Consider the following 16,602-nt stretch of genomic DNA (forward strand, 5'->3'; position numbering starts at 1 on the left):
ATGGCGCACACCGGGTTACACGGGATTGCACGAATTTTCTTGATTTTGCACGAAACTGCACGATACCATGAATGGCGAATGCCGACCAAGGGGAACGAGATGACTGCAACGAAAGACCGCGTGCGAATGATCGAAACCACCGTGCTGTCCGACGACTGGTATGTGCTCCGCAAGGTGACCTTCGACTTCCTGCGCAGCAACGGCGCGTGGCAGCGCCAGAGCCGCGAGACCTACGATCGCGGCAACGGCGCGACCATCCTGCTGCACGATCCGCGCAGCGGCAACGTCGTGCTCACGCGGCAATTTCGCATGCCGACGTTCGTCAACGGGCACGACGGCATGATGATCGAAGCCCCGGGCGGCCTGCTCGACGACGCCGCGCCCGACGAGCGCATTCGCGCCGAAGTCGAGGAAGAAACGGGCTACCGCGTGCGCAACCTGCGCAAGGTGTTCGAGGCGTACATGAGCCCGGGCTCCGTGACCGAGAAGCTTTACTTCTACCTGGGCGAATACGACCCCGCCGAGCGGCCCGGCGCGGGCGGCGGAGTCGAAGAGGAAGGCGAGGATCTGGAAGTGGTCGAAATGCCGCTTGGCGAGGCGCTGAGCATGATCGAGCGCGGTGAGATCGTGGACGGCAAGACGATCATGCTGTTACAACACGCGGCATTGCGCGGTCTCGCGCGCTAACATACACACTTCGCTCGTTTTTCATCGATCGCCCATGTACATCGTTTCGCTGTTCTATACCGCTGCGCTCGAACGCATCGACGACGCCCTGCCCGCGCATCGTGCGTACCTCGACGCGCAGTTCGAAGCCGGCAATTTCATTGCCGCAGGACCGAAAATGCCGCGCGACGGCGGCGTGATCATCGCCTCGCACATGCCGCGCGAGCGGCTCGATGCGCTGCTCTCCGCCGATCCCTTCGCGCAGCAAGGCGTCGCCCACTACGAAGTGACGGAATTCAAGGCCACGCGCCTCGCGCCCGGCCTCAATCTGCCGCGGCCCGAAACGCCTTGATTGTTGGCGCTGCGGGCTTGCGCCGGTTCAGTTCGGCGAGCCCGCAACCGGTACCACCATGCCCGACCATACGATCTCCAGCTCCACCGCAATGGATCGCGCGAGCCCGTCGAGCCCCGGAAACAGCGAGGCATTCGTGATGTTCATGCGGTAGAGCCACTTCATCGCGTCCATGCGGATGCGCTCGGGCAGCACGATCTTGTGCAGCAGTTCCTCGTGGCTCTCGTAGCCTTCCAGAATGGCCTGCAACGGCTTGTCGATCACGCCCGGCACGACGAACGTGCCCGACTGCGCGACGAGCCGGTCGTCCATCTCGGTGGGCTCGCCCGACCAGAGAATTTCGTTCGTGTTGCTAAAGAAGTAGCGCTCGAAGTTGTCGTGCGCGCGCGGGTCGATCACATCGCGCGTGAGCGTGGGATTGACCTTGGGCAGCGCGCGGCTGTTCCAGAGCGCCGGCGTGTTCAGTGCGTAGACGGCGGCGTCGCCGGTGGCGCGTTCGAGCGCGAAAAAGGCCGCGACGAACGGGCTCTTGGTGAAATCGAGCAGCCGCGTGGGTGCGCCGTGGTGCTGCATGAGCGCGAGACAGCGCAGATCGTCCTTGAGCAGGTCCGGATGCGCGAGAAAGTTGTGCGCCTTGCGGCGAAACACGCGAATCGCGCGCTCCTCGCGCTGGCGCCATTGCAGCCGGTCGCCCACGTAGTCGCGCATGTAGCGTGTGAGCGAGCTTTCGAGGTGCCACTGCGCGTTCTGCTGTCCGCGAAACGCCCAGCCGTCGAGCTGCGTCGTCAGCGCCATGAATTGCTGCCAGTCTGTGAGTACCGTGGTCTGCATCGTGGTTCCGGTAGCGTTCGTTTTTGCGTCGCGCCGGGGTCGCGCGAAGCGCGCGCCCCGCTGGACACGCTAGCACATCGACAATGACAACATCACGAAGGTTTCGCCACGCACTGTGTGCACACTCAGGCGAATGTACGCAGCATCGCGATCTGCTCGCGCCAACGCTTCAGCACCTGCGCGGGCTCGTAGAGCCGGAACGTCACGCCGCTCAGCACCTCGGCGTACTTCGCGCGATGCCCGGTTATGGATTCGATTTCCACGCGAAATACGCTCAGTTCGAGTGCCGTTTGCCGCTGCGCCACGGCGTGTGAGCGTGCGCGGATCTCCAGCAGCGCGCCGTCATGCACGAGCGAGAGCGTGAGGCGGCCGTCGCGCATAAGGTTCGCGGTGGTGCTGGACTGCGGCCAGAGCGCGATGAGCAGCGTGGTGGCGTTCACGGCCAGGATCTCGCCCGCGCTCAGTTGTGCACCGTGCGGCCAGCCGTCCTCGCTGACGGTCGAAAGGCGAACCGCATCGGCAAGACGCGCTTCGAGGTGCTCGCCGTCGAATTCTCGAACGAGCGCTGCGGGCAGTTGCGTGGGCGATGCGGGCTGCATCGCCTGTGGGGCCGGTTCGTTTTGCTCCATGGGGCGTTCCTTGCGGGTATCGCGTGCGTCGGGTCGTTTGAAATTGGACCGTAGCGCCGCGCCGAAGTCAAATCGCCCCGCCCTTCAGCAACCGTTCAGCCCTTGGTCGCGCCGAACGTGAGCCCTGCTACGAAGTGCTTCTGCATCGCGAAGAACATCATCACCGAAGGCAGCGCAGCAAGGACCGAGCCTGCGGAAACGAGGTTCCAGGCCGTCGTCCATTGCCCCTTGAGGGCCGCGACGCCCACCGTGATCGGCGCGGCGTCGTCGCCCTGGGTCAGGCACAGGGCCCAGAAGTAGTCGTTCCAGACGAACGTGAAGACGAGAATGGCGAGTGCTGCGAGCGCTGGGCGGATGAGCGGCAGCACGATGCGCACGAACACGGTCCATTCGTTCGCGCCCTCGATGCGCGCGGCCTCCACGAGTTCGAATGGCAGCTGCTTGATGAAATTACGCAGGAAGAGCGCGCAAAAACCGGTCTGAAACGACAGATGGAACAGGATCAGGCCGCCGACGGTGTTGTAGAGACCCAGCCTGAGCGTGAGGTCGCGCACCGGAATCATCAGCACCTGGATCGGCACGAAGTTGCCCGCAACGAAGGTCGCGAACAGCGCCGCATTGCCCGGAAAGCGATAGATGGCGAGCGCATAGCCCGCCAGCGCTGCGAGCGCAATCGCCCCGGCCACGGCGGGCAGCGTGATCTGCACGCTGTTCCAGAAGTAATGGAGCATGGGCGAAGTCGTGAGCGCGTCGCGATAGTTCTCGATCATCGCGAAGTGTCTCGGCCAGCCCCAGTAGTTGCCTTCGCTCAGTTCCTCGGTGGAGCGCACCGAGGTGACCAGCACGGCAATGAGCGGCAGCAGCCAGATGACGAGCGCCACGGGCAGCGAGAGCTTGTACAGGCGGCGCGACGCGGGCTTCCACTTGTCGACCGGAATCGGAAACATGGGGGGCTTCCTCGTAGCGAATTCAGTGCTCGCTGCGCAGCAGGCGGCGCAGGTGATAGACGATGTAGAGCAGCATGATCGCGAACAGCACGACGGCAATCGCGGCCGAATAACCGAGCCGGTAGTATTTGATCGCCTGGTCGTACATGTAGTACGCGAGCACCGTCGAGCTTTCGAACGGTCCGCCGCCCGTCATCACGGAGATGAGGTCGAAACTGCGCAGCGCGCCTATGATCGTGACCACCACGGCCATGAACGTGACGGGCCGCAGTTGCGGCAGGATCACGTGCCAGAGCATGGTCCAGCCCTTCGCGCCTTCCATGCGCGCGGCCTCGATCTGCTCGCTGTTGAGCGTGGTGAGGCCCGTGAGATAGAGGATCATGCAGTACGCGGTTTGCGGCCAGAGCGCGGCGAAGATGATGCCCGGCGTGGCGTAGTTCGGGTCGCCGAGCACGGGAATGCCGCGGCCCAGCATGAGCGCGAGCAGGCCGAACGTGGGGTCGTAGAACCACGAGTAGATGAGGCCCACCACCACGCCAGAAAGCACGAACGGCGCGAAGAACAGCGACTTGACGATGCGGATGCCGCCCACGGCCTGGTTGAGGTACAGCGCGATCGCAAGACCCATGGGCGGTGCGAGCAGGAACAGCACCAGCCAGATCACGTTGTTCCTGAGCGCCGTGTAGAACGTGGGCGAGTGGAACAGCTCGATATAGTTCGCGAAACCCACGAAGCTCGCTTCGGTCATGCCGTCCCAGTTGTAGAGCGAGAGACGCAGCGTGGAGAGAATCGGCCAGATCACGTAGACCGCGAACATGATGACCGCGGGCGCGAGAAAGAGGCACGCGGCACGGCGCTGGCGCCGCGCGGTGGGCGACGCGCGGCGGCGCGGCTGAATGCCTCGCCCGCTTGCGTGCTGCATGCCGCCGTTCTCGCCGCCTGCCGGCGCGGCGCCGTCCACGCGATGCGCAACGGTGTGACTCACTGCCTGTCTCACGGCAAAAACCTCCGCTTGATTACCCGGCGGGCAGCGCCGACGCACTACCCGCCTTCGCTTCGAACACCTTACTTCTTGTAGATCCGCTGACGCGTCTGCTCGAGCTGCGCGAGAATCGAGTCGAGCTTCGTGGGATCGGACACGAACTGCTGCATGCCCTTCATGCCTTCGTCGGCCATTTCCTTCGTCATGTCGCGGTCATAGAACTGCGCAATGCCGCCCTTCGTGTTCGAGAGGATCTGGAAGCCGATCTTCGAAATCGGGTCTTCGGGCTCCGGCGACTTGCTGTTGGCCGAAAGCGAACCCAGCCCCTTGGCAAGCTGCGCGCCAACATCCGGCGTCTCCGCGAACGCGAGGAACGCACGCGCATCGGCCTTGTTCTTCGCCTTGCCCGGAATGTGCAGCGATTCGACCGGACCGTCTTCGGCGGTCGGCACGTTCGGGTCGATGATCGGGAACTGGAAGTAGCCCATCTGCTGCTTGACCGTCGGGCTGAAACCGCCCGTGATGAAGGTACCCATCAGCATCATCGCGGCCTTACCCTGGAACAGGAACGGCTGCGCCGCATCGAGATCGTACGAGAGCGAATTGGGAATGAAGTCGCCGTCGTCGAGCAGTTGCTTCCATGTGACGTAGACTTTTTTCACGCGCGGGTCGGTGTACGGCACCTCGCCTGCCATCAGCTTCTGGTGGAACGCGTTGCCGTTCAGGCGCAGATCCAGATAGTCGAACCAGCCCGCCAGTGTCCACGCGTCGCGCCCGGCCACGGCAATCGGCGCGATGCCCGCGGCCTTGAGCTTCTTGCAGGCATCGAGGAATTCATTCCATGTTTTCGGCTCGCTCTTGATGCCTACCTTGTCGAACAGGTCCTTGCGATAGAACATGCCCCACGAGTAATACACCGTGGGCGCGGCGTACTGCTTGCCCTGGTACGACGAAGCTTCCTTCGTCGAGGCGTACATGCTGTCCCAGTTGTTCTTTTTCCAGTCGTCCGAAAGATCCGCGAAAAGGCCGCGCTTCGCGTAGTAGGCCATGCGCTCGCCGTCGTGCCAGTTCACGATGTCGGGCGGCGCGGTCGTGAGCCAGTTCGGCAACTGGACCTTGTAGGCTTCCTCGTCGACGAACGACACCTTTACGTCGGTGCCGGGGTGCGTCTTCTTGAACTGTTCGATCACCTGTTCCCACACGGCGCGCTGGCTTGCGCCCTTGTAGGCAATGTTCATTTCGAGCGTGCCGGCCTGCGCCGCGCTCGCGAACGCGCCTGCAAGCGCGCCCGCCGCCAGCGTCGCAGCAACGAGCAGGGTGCGTGGTCTGAAGGTCTTGCCGATCATGCGTGTCTCCTTGGTTATACGTCGTTGTCGGTGCTGCATCGTCAGGAACTGCGCAATACGTCTATTTGCGTCTATTGCGAACGGTAGGCGCTCACGCCCTGCGGCTCTATCGTACGCGAGCCGATCACGTATGCATCGTCGGGAATATCCGCAGAAAGGGTGTGCGTGCCCGGCCCGTAGTTGAACACCCAGGTGAAGCCGCCGCGCCGGCTCACGCGGATCGCGTCGCCAAGCGGCTGCGGCGTGAGGCCCGCTTCGCGCGCCACGCGCGCAAAGAGCGCCTGCGTGCTCGCCTCGTCGAACAGGCTCGCGAGGTAGTGGACCGCGCCGCTCCTCACGTACGCGGGATGGCCGTCGCTGAACGTCGCGCGCACTTCCGGCACGGCCCATTCGTTTTCGCCGGTATCGGCGCCGAGTTCGATCAGATCGCGCCAGTGGCGCGCGTGGCCTTCGTGCGCGCCGTCCAACTCGAAGCGCACCGGCTCGCTGATGTTGGGCCGCAGCGACTCCACGCGCCACACGCGCAGCGGCAGCAGCGCCGCGAGCGGCCCCGGCGGCAGGTTGGCGGGAATTTGCAGATCCGCGGTTTTCGAGCCCGTGCGCGGTCCGATCACCACTTGCGCGCCCGAACTGGCGAGGCGCTGCGCGAAGTCGTCGGGCACGACGGGCAGCGGCGGCACAACCACGAGCCGGTAGCCGTCGAGCGGCGCGTGCACCGAAACGATATCCACGTCGAAGCCGAGCGCGCGCAGCGCCGAGTAGTACTCCACAGCGAAGCGCGGATAGTGGAAATCCGCGCCCTGCGGATGAATCTCGAAGAGCCACTTCGCCTCGTAATCGAGCACGAGCGCAACCGGCGTTTTCACGTCGAAGTCGCGGCCGCCCTTGGCCACCGCGAGCACGGCCTCGATTTCCTCGGCCACGCGCGCCGCTTCCGCACTGGCGAGGTCGGGGCGGTTGTCGGGCGTATTCAGGCCCGCGTGCATCTGCTCCTGCGCGAACGGCGCCTGGCGCCAGCGGAAATACGACACGCAGCCCGCGCCGTGCGCGAACGCTTCCCAGCTCCAGAGACGCACCATCCCAGGCAGCGGCGCGGGGTTCCAGTGGGCCCAGTTCACGGGGCCGGGCTGCTGCTCCATGACCCAGAACGGCAGCTTCGACATGCCGCGATACACGTCGTGATTGAACGAGGCGAAGTCCGGGTGCCCGGTGCGCAGATAGCGCGCCTTCACGTCGGGTGCGTACCACTGCTGGTCGAGCGCGCCGAGCGGATAGCTGTCCCACGCCGCGACGTCGAGATCGGCGGCGACCTTGTAGTGATCGAACTCCATGAAGAGCTGCATGAAGTTGTGTGCAATGGGCCGCCCCGGCGAATGCACGCGCAGGATATCGACCTGCATGCGGTTGTAGCGCTGCACTTCATCGGAGGCGAAGCGCTGGTAGTCGAGCCGGTGCGACGGATGCGCCTCGGTCACGGTGCCAACGGGCGCCTCGATTTCGTCGAAGCTGCGGTACTCCATGCTCCAGAACACGGTGCCCCAGGCGGTGTTGAGCGCGTCGATGCTGCCGTAACGCGCCTTGAGCCATTCGCGAAAGCGCTGCACCGCCGCCGTCGAGTAGCTGACCACCGTTTGATGGCAGCCGTACTCGTTATCGGTCTGCCAGTACGCGACGGCGGGATGCTGGCCATAACGCGCGGCGACCGCCTCGCAGATGCGCCGCGAAGCCTCGTAATACGCCGGCGACGAAAAATCGTAGTGCCGCCGCGAGCCGAACCCGCGCACGCGGCCATCGGCGCCCACGGGCAGGATGTCGGGATGCTGGTCGATCAGCCACTTGGGCGGCGTGGCGGTGGGCGTGCACATCACCACTTGCAGGCCGGCGGCACCGAGCGTGTCGATCGCGCGATCGAGCCAGCCCCAGTCGAATTCGCTCGGCGAGGGCTCGATGCGGCTCCACGCGAATTCGGCGATACGCACCTGCGCGATGCCCAGCGCCTTCATGCGCGCGGCGTCGTCTTTCCACATGGCCTCCGGCCAGTGCTCCGGGTAATAGCAGACTCCAAGACGCATCCCTGTGTCCTCGGTTGTTGTTTTCATGCGGGTTGATCGGCGGTGGCGAGCGGCACAACGGCGAAGCCGTCTTCCGCGAACAGATGGCAGGCGCTCGCGCTCGCACGGAACTGCGCGGTATCGCCGCTACTGAGCCGGGCATCGCCGGGCGCCTTGGCGACGAGCACCGCCTCACCCGGCTGATCGAGGTGCACATAGCTGTGTTCGCCAAGCTCCTCGATCAGCGTGATGGGACGCGCAATCGTCAAGGCATCCTGAGCATCGCGCGAGGTGCGCGATGCCACGCCCTCCACCACCAGTTCGAGATGCTCAGGACGCACGCCGAACGTGACCGGCGCGCCCACGGCGAGCCGCGCACCCTGCACCGGCAGCCGCACCGTTTCGCCGCTTTCGTCGAGCGTGACGCTCACGCCGTTCGTCTCGATGGCCGCTACGCGCGCCGGCAGAAAATTCATGCGCGGCGAGCCGATGAAGCCCGCCACGAAGCGGCTCGCGGGCCGGTGATAAAGCTCGAGCGGCGCGCCAACTTGCGCGATGCTGCCGTATCGTTCGGTATCCTTACCGCTATGCAGCAGGACGATCTTGTCGGCGAGCGTCATCGCCTCGATCTGGTCGTGCGTCACGTACACCACGCTCGCCTGCTCGAACTGGCGATGCAGGCGCGCGATCTCGATACGCGTCTGGCCGCGCAACGTGGCATCGAGATTGGAAAGCGGTTCGTCGAACAGGAACACGCCGGGCTCGCGTACGATCGCCCGGCCAATCGCCACGCGCTGCCGCTGGCCGCCCGAAAGCGCCTTGGGGTGACGTTCGAGCAACGCTTCGAGCTGAAGAATGCGTGCGGCTTCGCGCACCTTGCGATCGATCTCGGCCCTCGGCGTTTTCGCGAGCTTGAGGCCGAACGCCATGTTCTCGTACACGGTCATGTGCGGGAACAGCGCGTAGCTCTGGAACACCATGGCCACGCCGCGCTGCGCGGCACTCACGTCGTTCACGAGCTTGCCGCCGATCGAAATGTCGCCGTCGGTGACGTCTTCCAGGCCCGCGATCATGCGCAGCAGCGTGGACTTGCCGCAGCCCGAAGGGCCGAGGAATACACAGAACTCGTTCCTGCCGATCTCCAGATCGACGTTGCGAATCACCGGCGCATTCTCGCCGTATGCCTTCTGAACGCCGCGCAACGAAATGCTCGCCATCGTCCCGTCTCCATGTTCTAATCAGCGCGACACGGAGATTAAGCGCTTAATCAGCAGCCCATAAAAAAGCGATCGCTTCTGCGATCTGGCTGCCTTGTCTCCGATATTCGCTTTGATTGTCGGGCCAATGTTGCAGTGCCCGTCACAATCATGCAAATGTTGAATCGCCTTCCCATATTTTGAGATGGACATGTGAGATCCCATGCCGACCCTGAACGAAGTCGCGCGGCGCGCCGGCGTCACGCCGGCCACCGTCTCGAACGTCTTGCGCGAGCGCGGGCGCGTGGGCGAAGCCACGCGCCAACGCGTGCTCGAAGCGGTGGAGGCGCTCGGCTATCGCCCGCATTTGTCGGCCCGCGCGCTCGCCGAAGGGCGGCCGCCCACCATTGCGCTGATGGTGTCGAGCATCGCGAATCCGTTCTATCCGGAGTTCGCGCTCGCCGTGGAGAATGCGCTGCGGCGCAGCGGGCGCTTTCTCATCATCTGCAATACGGATGGCGACCCGCAAACGGGCCGCGCCTACCTCGAACAGATTGCGGGCACGCTCTCGGCGGGCGTGCTCGTGATGAACGCCAATCTCGACTTCGCCGACCTGCGCGCCACCGTGCGGCGCGGCGCGCCGGTCGTGCTGTGCATGTGGGAGCGGCCGCTCGACCCGCCGGGCCTGCCGTGCGTGGCCGTGGACTTCCGGCGCGCGGGGGAGCTCGCCGCGCAGCATTTGCTGACGCTCGGGCATCGGCGCATTGGGGCGATCGTCGGCAGCAAGGTTTCCGGCATTCACGCGGCACGCTATGACGGCTTCGTCGCGGCCATGCAGGCCGCCGGCCTCGACGGTGCGGGCGCGCCCGTACGCTATGCGCCGGACACGACGCAAGGCGGTTATGTGGCCACGAGCGAGTTGCTCGCGCGGCATCCCGACCTCACCGCGATCTTCGCGACCAACGACCTGCCGGCGCTAGGCGCCATGCAGGCCGCCGCCGATCTCGGGCTCGACGTGCCGCGCGAGCTTTCCGTGGTCGGCATTACCGATATTCAGCTGGCGCGCGAGTCGCGGCCCCCGCTCACGACCGTTGCGGTCGCAACGACCGAGGCGGCAGAGCTGGCCGTCGAGTTGCTGACGGAACTGGTCGAAGCGCCCGGTTCGGCCGCCGGCGCGGCGGCGCGCGTGTGCGTGGTCCCGGCGCCGCGGCTGGTCGTGCGAGCTTCGACGGCGGCGCCGGGAACGAAAGCATAACGAAAGAATTAGCATGACAAGTCCCACCCAGCGCAAAGATCCCATACGCAAACGTTAAGGTTCCCTCCAAACCATCCGTTAAACACGTTGGCGCTGCACGTGTGCACTGCCGCGAGAATACAAATCGAAGACGGCTGGAGAAAAACGAACGTGAAGCGAACAACGTTGAATCAGAAAGCCTGGGGCATCGTCGGGCTGCTATGGATCTCGCTCGTCGTGCTGGTGGTGGCCAACGCCTTCATGACGCGCTCGGGCATGGTGACGGACCGCAAGGCCCTCGTCGAGCAGGAGACGCAAACCGCACTGGGTGTGGTCTCGTACTATCAGAAAGAAGCGGCCGCGGGCCACATGAGCGCCGACGACGCGAAGCGCCTCGCCATCGCCACGCTGCGCGGCACGCGCTACGGCGACGACCAGAGCGGCTACTTCGGCATTTACGACAGCAACGCCGTGGCGCTGCTCGTGCCGCCCAAGCCGGAGATGGAAGGCAAGAGCCAGGCGAACATGACGGACCCGCGCGGCACGCATGTGGCGCTCGAGATCGTCAAAAGCTCGTCCACGGGCGGCGACGGCTACAGCAGCTACTGGTGGCCGAAGCCCGGCAAGAGCGCGCCGGTCGAAAAGATCACGTACTCCGCCCTCGTACCGGGCTGGGACTGGCACGTGTTCACCGGCATCTATACCGACGACATCGACGACGCCTTCCGCAGCGCGCTGATCAGCAACCTTTTGCTCGTGACGGTGATCGGCGCGGCCGTGACGCTCGGCCTCATGTGGCTCATCCGCACGATTCGCCGCAGCCTTGGCGGTGAGCCGGACTACGCCTCGCAGATCTGCCAGCGCATCGCCGAAGGCGATCTCACGGCCCACGTGAATCTCGCGCCCGGCGACCAGCACAGCCTGCTTCATTCGATGCAGCAGATGCAGCGCCAACTGGTCGACACCGTGCAGCGCATCCAGACCTCGGCCGAATCGATCACGACGGGCGCCAAGGAAATCGCGGCGGGCAACCTGGACCTTTCCTCGCGTACCGAAGAGCAAGCCGCGTCGCTCGAGGAAACGGCCGCCAGCATCGAAGAGCTCACGACCACGGTCAAGCACAATACCGACAACGCGCGCCAGGGCAACACGCTCGCGGTCAATGCCTCGGAAGTCGCCGCGCGCGGCGGCGAAGTCGTGCGCCGCGTGGTCGAAACGATGAACGAGATTTCGAGCAGCTCGCAGCGCGTGGAGCAGATCATCGGCGTGATCGACGGCATCGCCTTCCAGACCAACATCCTCGCGCTCAACGCGGCCGTGGAAGCGGCGCGCGCCGGCGACCAGGGCCGTGGCTTCGCCGTCGTGGCGGGCGAAGTGCGCAGCCTCGCCCAGCGCAGCGCGACGGCGGCCAAGGAGATCAAGGACCTGATCGGACAGTCGGTGGCGCAGGTGTCGGAAGGCACGAAGCTCGTCGACGAAGCCGGTAAGACGATCGACGAGGTGGTGATTTCGGCGCGCCGCGTGGCCGACCTGATGGGCGAAATCGCGGCGGCGTCCGAAGAGCAGCACACCGGCATCGAGCAGGTGAACCGCGCCGTCGCGCAGATGGACGAAGTGACGCAGCAGAACGCGGCGCTCGTGGAAGAGGCATCGGCGGCGGCGCAGTCGATGGCAGCGCAGTCGAACGGGTTGCGCGACGTCGTGACGGTATTCCGCGTTGGGGCGCAGGCCGAGTCTGCGCTTGCGTCGACGGTTGCAGCTCCGGCTCAACGCGCGCGTGCCGTGCGCCCCGCCGCACCGCTCAAGCGCCCTGCCCCCGCGCCCGCGAAGGCCACGGCAACCACGCCGGCCCGCAAGGCCGCCAACGCAGCGCCCGCGGTCACAGCAAAGGCGGCATCGGCCATCCCCGTGGCCACCGCCGCTCACGAAGCGGCAGACTGGGAAACGTTCTAGTCGTCGGTCGCGAGGTGATCACGCAAGGCGCCCGCCCTCACCGGGCGCGCCTTGCGCCGCCCGCCATGCGGCAAACGTGATCAACCCGGGCGCAAGTCCCGGATCGCCGATACGGGTCCAGCTCGTATGCGTGTCGTCGAGTCCCGCCACCGGCTGCGGCGTGGCGAACTCCACGCGCGACATGCCGGGCCGATACGCCTCGTTCGGCCAGTAAACCGGCATGACGCGGCGCGCCGCCATTTCCTCGCGCAACGCTTCGGGACCGCCTTCGTCGGTCACGACATCGCATTGTGCCGCCCAGTCGTGACTGTCCCACGCGAGAAACACGCCGGCGTTGCCTTCGACGTCGAACGTGAGCACGGCGTTCTGCTCGGGGCGCCAGTAGTACTCGACGATGCGCTCGCGCAGCGCGACTTCGTGCAGCGCGTCGGCGACGCGCCGGTTCGCGTAGATCGCGCCCACGCCGTGCACGCCGATATGGCCGCGCCGTGCGCAGAACTTGCGCTTGGCGTCTTCTATCGCGCCGCGCAGCTTGCGGGTCATCGCCGGATCGGACTTCTTCACGTAAAAGTCGATCAGCCCCGCGTTGAACGCCTCCACCGCGTGTGATTCGTCGGCCGTGGCCGTGAGCAGGATGCGCGTGCACGCCACGTCCTTCGCGGCGGCCAGGAAGTCGACGCCGGTCATCTCCGGCATTTCGTAGTCCACGACGAGCGCGGCGATATCGCCGAAGCGCGCCGCGTCGGTCATTACGTCCTCACCGAGCGCGTTGCCGCCGCGCTTCTCGAACTCCGACCATGCCGCGCCCGCAGCGGGGTTGCGCGCACTCTGCCGCGCCTCGTGCGAAGCGACGAAGGCCAGCGCTTCTCTTGCGCTCGTGAAGTAGCGATCCGTGCCCGCGCCCGGAAAGAGCCCGCGCAGCGCGTAGAGGAAGTCGGGGCTGTCGTCGAGGAAAACGACGGAGACGGGATGGTAAACCGGCTGTCTGACGATGGAACTCATGCTGGATCTCGGTAAGCGCGCTGCGCCTCATGCGGCGCGCCCGACACCTGGAGCGGCACCGCGCGGAAAACATGTCGATTATGCGGCGTCTCGCCTGGACACAGCAACCCGAAGCCGCAGGTGCGCGCTCAATCGAACGCGCGCAAACGTTATCGCACCCAGCGAGCATGAAGCGGTTTGCGTATGTGGGGAGCACGGTATTGGATGAAGAGGAACGCGAAGAGAATGGTGCATGCCTCCGTTTCTCCGGAGGCACGCGCGGCTGCCGCCTGCAGTCCCTATCTGGAGTCACTCTGATGTACGCACGCGAATCCATTCCCGCCGTCCTGTCCCGTGGCACCGCCGGATTCTCCGACGAAATCATGGAAGCTACGCCGACCAAAACGTTTCATCACGTCATCGACATCTACCTCAAGGACTCGAACGCATTCATGAACACGTATTTCGCCCGTTATTTCGAATGGCAGGGCATTTGCCGCGAACGCTGGTTTCACGAGTGCATTCACAACAATCTGCTCGCCTCGGGGGGCGTGTTCGTCACCAAGCGCGCACACCAGGAATACGTGCAGGAAACCTTTCCGTTCCAGCGCGTGGATTGCTACCTCAACACCTTCCAGGTGCGTCAGTGCTCCGCGTATCTCGTGTTCCGCTTTTGCGTCGACGGGCGGCCCGTTTCGCTCGGCTATCAGCAGATCCTCTTTGCCGGCACCGATAAGCGCATTCGCCGCTTTCCGCCCGGCATCATCGAGCGCGTGAAGGAATACGAGCTGGTCCTGCCTTCGGGTTCGAACTGAGCGGATTGAACCCGGCTACCTGAACTAGCCCGCGAAATCCTGCCCCGCCGGAAAGCGGCGGGGTTTCGCCGGCGCATCGTGCAGCGCGCGGTCGGCGCTCGTGCCGGGCTCGGGCAGGCGGATCGTGAAGGTGGTGTACACGTGCGGCTCGGACTCGCAGGCGATCGTGCCGCCCAGCGCCTCCGCCACGCGGCGGCAGAATGTGAGGCCCATGCCGGCCCCGCGCCCGTGCGCCTTGGTCGAATAAAACGGATCGAACACGCGCGGCAGGATATCGGCGGGAATGCCGCAACCGTTGTCGGTAAAGCGCAGCACGCAAAAGCCCGCTTCGCTCGTTGCACTGATCTCCACGCGGCCCACGTAATCGCTCACCCTGTCGCTTCGTTCGGCCATTTCCGCGTGAATCGCGAAGAGCGCGTTCTTGAGCAGATTGAACAGCACGAACACGACGAGCGAATCCGAGCCCGAGAAACTCAGTTGTGCGTCGATGGGTGCCACCTCGACCATGTCGCGCTCGCCAGTGCGGAATGGAAAGCGCTCGAGCGCCGCATTCACGCAGGAGCGCACCGGGTAGGTCTCGAAGCTGCGGCGGTCGAGCCGGTCGAGCGTGAACGAAGCCAGCGACATTTCGACCACGGTGCTCGTGCTGTCGACCTGGCGGCGTATCGAGGTGGCGAGCGAGGAAAGGCGCTCCGACTGACCGGGGTAGAGTCCGTCCACGCACAACTGGTGCTGCACGGCCAGCTGATAACCGCGCATGAGTTCGGGCAACACGTTGCCGATTTCCTCCGCATGCATGCCGATGGCCGCGAGCGGCGTGGCGACTTCGTGCGCCACCGTAGCCGCGATGAGGTACGGGCGCATGAGGCCGAAACGCACGATCGTGACCGCGAGAATGCCAAGGCTGATCGCGATGAACACCGCGCCCACGGGATAGAACGCGAGCCCGTAGTTGACGGCGTAATCGGTGGCGGCGAGTGTGTACAGGCCGAGGCTCACGAAGCACAGGTCGAGCAGCTTGCGGCGATCGTGCGCGTGCGTCTGACCGCGCGCGGCGTACAGCAGCCAGGCGCTGCGGCACGCGAGCAGCACGGTCTGCGCCACGTGCACGGGATGCAGCATGCCCGCCTTCGGATACTTGCCGAAGAAGAACGTGCCGTAGCCGTCCACGACGGAATCGCTCAACAGCAGCAGCGCCGCGAGCAGCACGCTGAGCAGATACGAGGCGATGAGGAGCGGGCGTTCGCCGCGCCGGGCGCTCACTTCCGTCACGAAGTGATAGAACGTGGTAGGCAGAAAGAGGATGAAAAAGTATCCGGCCTTCACGAGCACGCCGGACAGTTCGGGGTCGGACGTCTGGAACAGAAAGGCCCAGGTGCCCTGCCAGAAGAACGTGGTCGCGCACATCAGGGCGAACGGCACCGAGAGGCGCGTGAAGCCCTCGGTCAGGAGCACGTAGACGCCGAATCCGAGAAATAACGCGGACACGAACGCTGGCAGGATCGAGTACATAGTCTGTCGCGTGGGTTCTTGTTCTTACCGACCTGGTTGGCGCGGCGCGTTCCCTGCAGCGTTCCCCGTGCGCCCAATGTGCGATTCGCGGGCCGGATCTCGCCGCCCGATGCAAGGCGCATGAAATGCGCGCCGATCGAATCGATTTTGCCGATTATCGCCGCTAATCCCGGATTGCGGCGAAATTTTGCCGCTATCGGCACCGCCGCTATGCGCCGCGAATCCGCGATGGCCCAATTTCGGTCGAATTGGCAGAAAACCACGGCATCCGTCGATTGAGGACAACCCTGGCGCCGCCCAGAATAGAGCTCATCACCCACCCCGACGGAGCATCCAGATGACCCCGACCCTCGCCGATGTCGCCATCCCCGACAGCCAGCTCGCCCGCGAAATCACCGAACTCGTGCGCGACACCGAATCGCCGCTGCTGTTCCATCATTCGAGCCGCGTCTATTACTTCGGCGCGCTGGCCGGCCGCCGGCTCGGCCTGAAGTTCGATCGCGAACTGCTGTACGCCGGCGCAATGTTTCATGACATGGGCCTCACGCACGCGCACAGCAGCGAGCACGAGCGCTTCGAAGTAGACGGCGCGAATGCCGCGCGCGACTTCCTGCGCGGCCATGGCATCTCGCAGCAGGACATCGACCTCGTGTGGACCGCCATCGCGCTGCATACGACGCCGGGCATCCCGCAGCACATGCATCCGGTGATCGCGCTCGTGACGGCCGGCGTCGAGATGGACGTGCTCGGCATTGCCTACGACCGCTTCAGCGACACCGAACGCGAGGCCGTGGTGCACGCGCACCCGCGCAGCGAGCACTTCAAGGAGGACATCATCCAGACCTTCTATGACGGCATCAAGCACAAGCCCGCCACGACGTTCGGCAACGTCAAGGCCGACGTGCTCGCCGACAAGGACCCGCACTTCCATGCCGGCAACTTCTGCAGCGTGATCCGCCATTCGGCCTGGCGCGGTTGAGTGACACCCGGAGCGATCCGGGACGTCTGAGGCGGCATGCGGCGCGGTTCTGACAGGCGATGCTATGCTCATCGCGATGTCCGCAAACGCGCTGCCGGGCCACGCTGCAATGCGATGCGCGCGCGTCC

15 protein-coding genes are annotated in these 16,602 nt (G+C 65.1%); 6 read left to right on the plus strand and 9 right to left on the minus strand.

Features of this window, described 5'->3' with window-relative positions:
* Positions 1-99: 99 nt before the first annotated feature.
* Together AB4Y43_RS03100 and AB4Y43_RS03105 are read left to right on the plus strand one after the other, a co-directional pair.
* Positions 100-687 carry an NUDIX domain-containing protein gene (locus AB4Y43_RS03100; RefSeq protein WP_368618754.1) on the plus strand — a complete coding sequence of 196 codons (588 nt, stop codon included), beginning with the start codon at positions 100-102 and terminating at the stop codon, positions 685-687.
* Positions 688-721: 34 nt separating this feature from the next.
* Entirely contained in the window at positions 722-1,018 is a 297-nt protein-coding gene (locus tag AB4Y43_RS03105; protein ID WP_368727011.1) for a YciI family protein, read from the plus strand.
* 27 nt (positions 1,019-1,045) lie between these two features.
* Here AB4Y43_RS03105 and AB4Y43_RS03110 read toward each other — a convergent pair whose 3' ends face one another.
* From AB4Y43_RS03110 to AB4Y43_RS03140, 7 genes are all read right to left on the minus strand, one after another.
* Entirely contained in the window at positions 1,046-1,849 is an 804-nt protein-coding gene (locus AB4Y43_RS03110) for an FRG domain-containing protein (protein ID WP_069265867.1), read from the minus strand.
* Positions 1,850-1,974: 125 nt separating this feature from the next.
* Positions 1,975-2,478 carry a pyridoxamine 5'-phosphate oxidase family protein gene (locus AB4Y43_RS03115; RefSeq protein WP_342949008.1) on the minus strand — a complete coding sequence of 168 codons (504 nt, stop codon included), beginning with the start codon at positions 2,476-2,478 and terminating at the stop codon, positions 1,975-1,977.
* 95 nt (positions 2,479-2,573) lie between these two features.
* Entirely contained in the window at positions 2,574-3,425 is an 852-nt protein-coding gene (locus tag AB4Y43_RS03120) for a carbohydrate ABC transporter permease (RefSeq protein ID WP_324159796.1), read from the minus strand.
* 22 nt (positions 3,426-3,447) lie between these two features.
* Positions 3,448-4,347 carry a carbohydrate ABC transporter permease gene (locus tag AB4Y43_RS03125; protein ID WP_368618811.1) on the minus strand — a complete coding sequence of 300 codons (900 nt, stop codon included), beginning with the start codon at positions 4,345-4,347 and terminating at the stop codon, positions 3,448-3,450.
* 143 nt (positions 4,348-4,490) lie between these two features.
* The gene (locus AB4Y43_RS03130; protein WP_368683428.1) at positions 4,491-5,753 is read right to left on the minus strand and encodes an ABC transporter substrate-binding protein; all 1,263 of its coding nucleotides are present in this window, start codon (positions 5,751-5,753) and stop codon (positions 4,491-4,493) included.
* 71 nt (positions 5,754-5,824) lie between these two features.
* Positions 5,825-7,825 carry a beta-galactosidase gene (locus tag AB4Y43_RS03135; RefSeq protein WP_368727043.1) on the minus strand — a complete coding sequence of 667 codons (2,001 nt, stop codon included), beginning with the start codon at positions 7,823-7,825 and terminating at the stop codon, positions 5,825-5,827.
* A gap of 23 nt (positions 7,826-7,848) precedes the next feature.
* Complete coding sequence (locus AB4Y43_RS03140) at positions 7,849-9,021, minus strand: sn-glycerol-3-phosphate ABC transporter ATP-binding protein UgpC (protein WP_342949010.1); 1,173 nt, start codon at positions 9,019-9,021, stop codon at positions 7,849-7,851.
* A gap of 202 nt (positions 9,022-9,223) precedes the next feature.
* Between AB4Y43_RS03140 and AB4Y43_RS03145 the strand changes: the two genes are divergently transcribed.
* Positions 9,224-10,255 (plus strand): LacI family DNA-binding transcriptional regulator, encoded by a 1,032-nt coding sequence (locus AB4Y43_RS03145; protein ID WP_368727012.1) that lies wholly within the window; start codon positions 9,224-9,226, stop codon positions 10,253-10,255.
* 150 nt (positions 10,256-10,405) lie between these two features.
* The gene (locus AB4Y43_RS03150) at positions 10,406-12,187 is read left to right on the plus strand and encodes a methyl-accepting chemotaxis protein (protein WP_368727013.1); all 1,782 of its coding nucleotides are present in this window, start codon (positions 10,406-10,408) and stop codon (positions 12,185-12,187) included.
* A gap of 18 nt (positions 12,188-12,205) precedes the next feature.
* On the opposite strand, the gene AB4Y43_RS03155 is transcribed toward AB4Y43_RS03150, so the two are convergent.
* Positions 12,206-13,189, minus strand: a complete 984-nt coding sequence (locus AB4Y43_RS03155; protein WP_368727014.1) for a response regulator — start codon at positions 13,187-13,189, stop codon at positions 12,206-12,208.
* Between the two features lie 296 nt (positions 13,190-13,485).
* Between AB4Y43_RS03155 and AB4Y43_RS03160 the strand changes: the two genes are divergently transcribed.
* On the plus strand, positions 13,486-13,983 hold the full coding sequence (locus AB4Y43_RS03160; protein WP_069265858.1) for a thioesterase family protein: 498 nt from the start codon (positions 13,486-13,488) through the stop codon (positions 13,981-13,983).
* 24 nt (positions 13,984-14,007) lie between these two features.
* Here AB4Y43_RS03160 and AB4Y43_RS03165 read toward each other — a convergent pair whose 3' ends face one another.
* Entirely contained in the window at positions 14,008-15,495 is a 1,488-nt protein-coding gene (locus AB4Y43_RS03165; protein WP_368727015.1) for an ATP-binding protein, read from the minus strand.
* Positions 15,496-15,832: 337 nt separating this feature from the next.
* Here AB4Y43_RS03165 and AB4Y43_RS03170 point away from each other — a divergent pair, with 337 nt between their 5' ends.
* Entirely contained in the window at positions 15,833-16,474 is a 642-nt protein-coding gene (locus AB4Y43_RS03170) for an HD domain-containing protein (RefSeq protein ID WP_368618759.1), read from the plus strand.
* Positions 16,475-16,602 lie beyond the last annotated feature (128 nt).

The sequence above is a fragment of the Paraburkholderia sp. BR10872 genome (genome assembly GCF_040965835.1).
Taxonomy (GTDB): Bacteria; Pseudomonadota; Gammaproteobacteria; order Burkholderiales; family Burkholderiaceae; genus Paraburkholderia; species Paraburkholderia nodosa_A.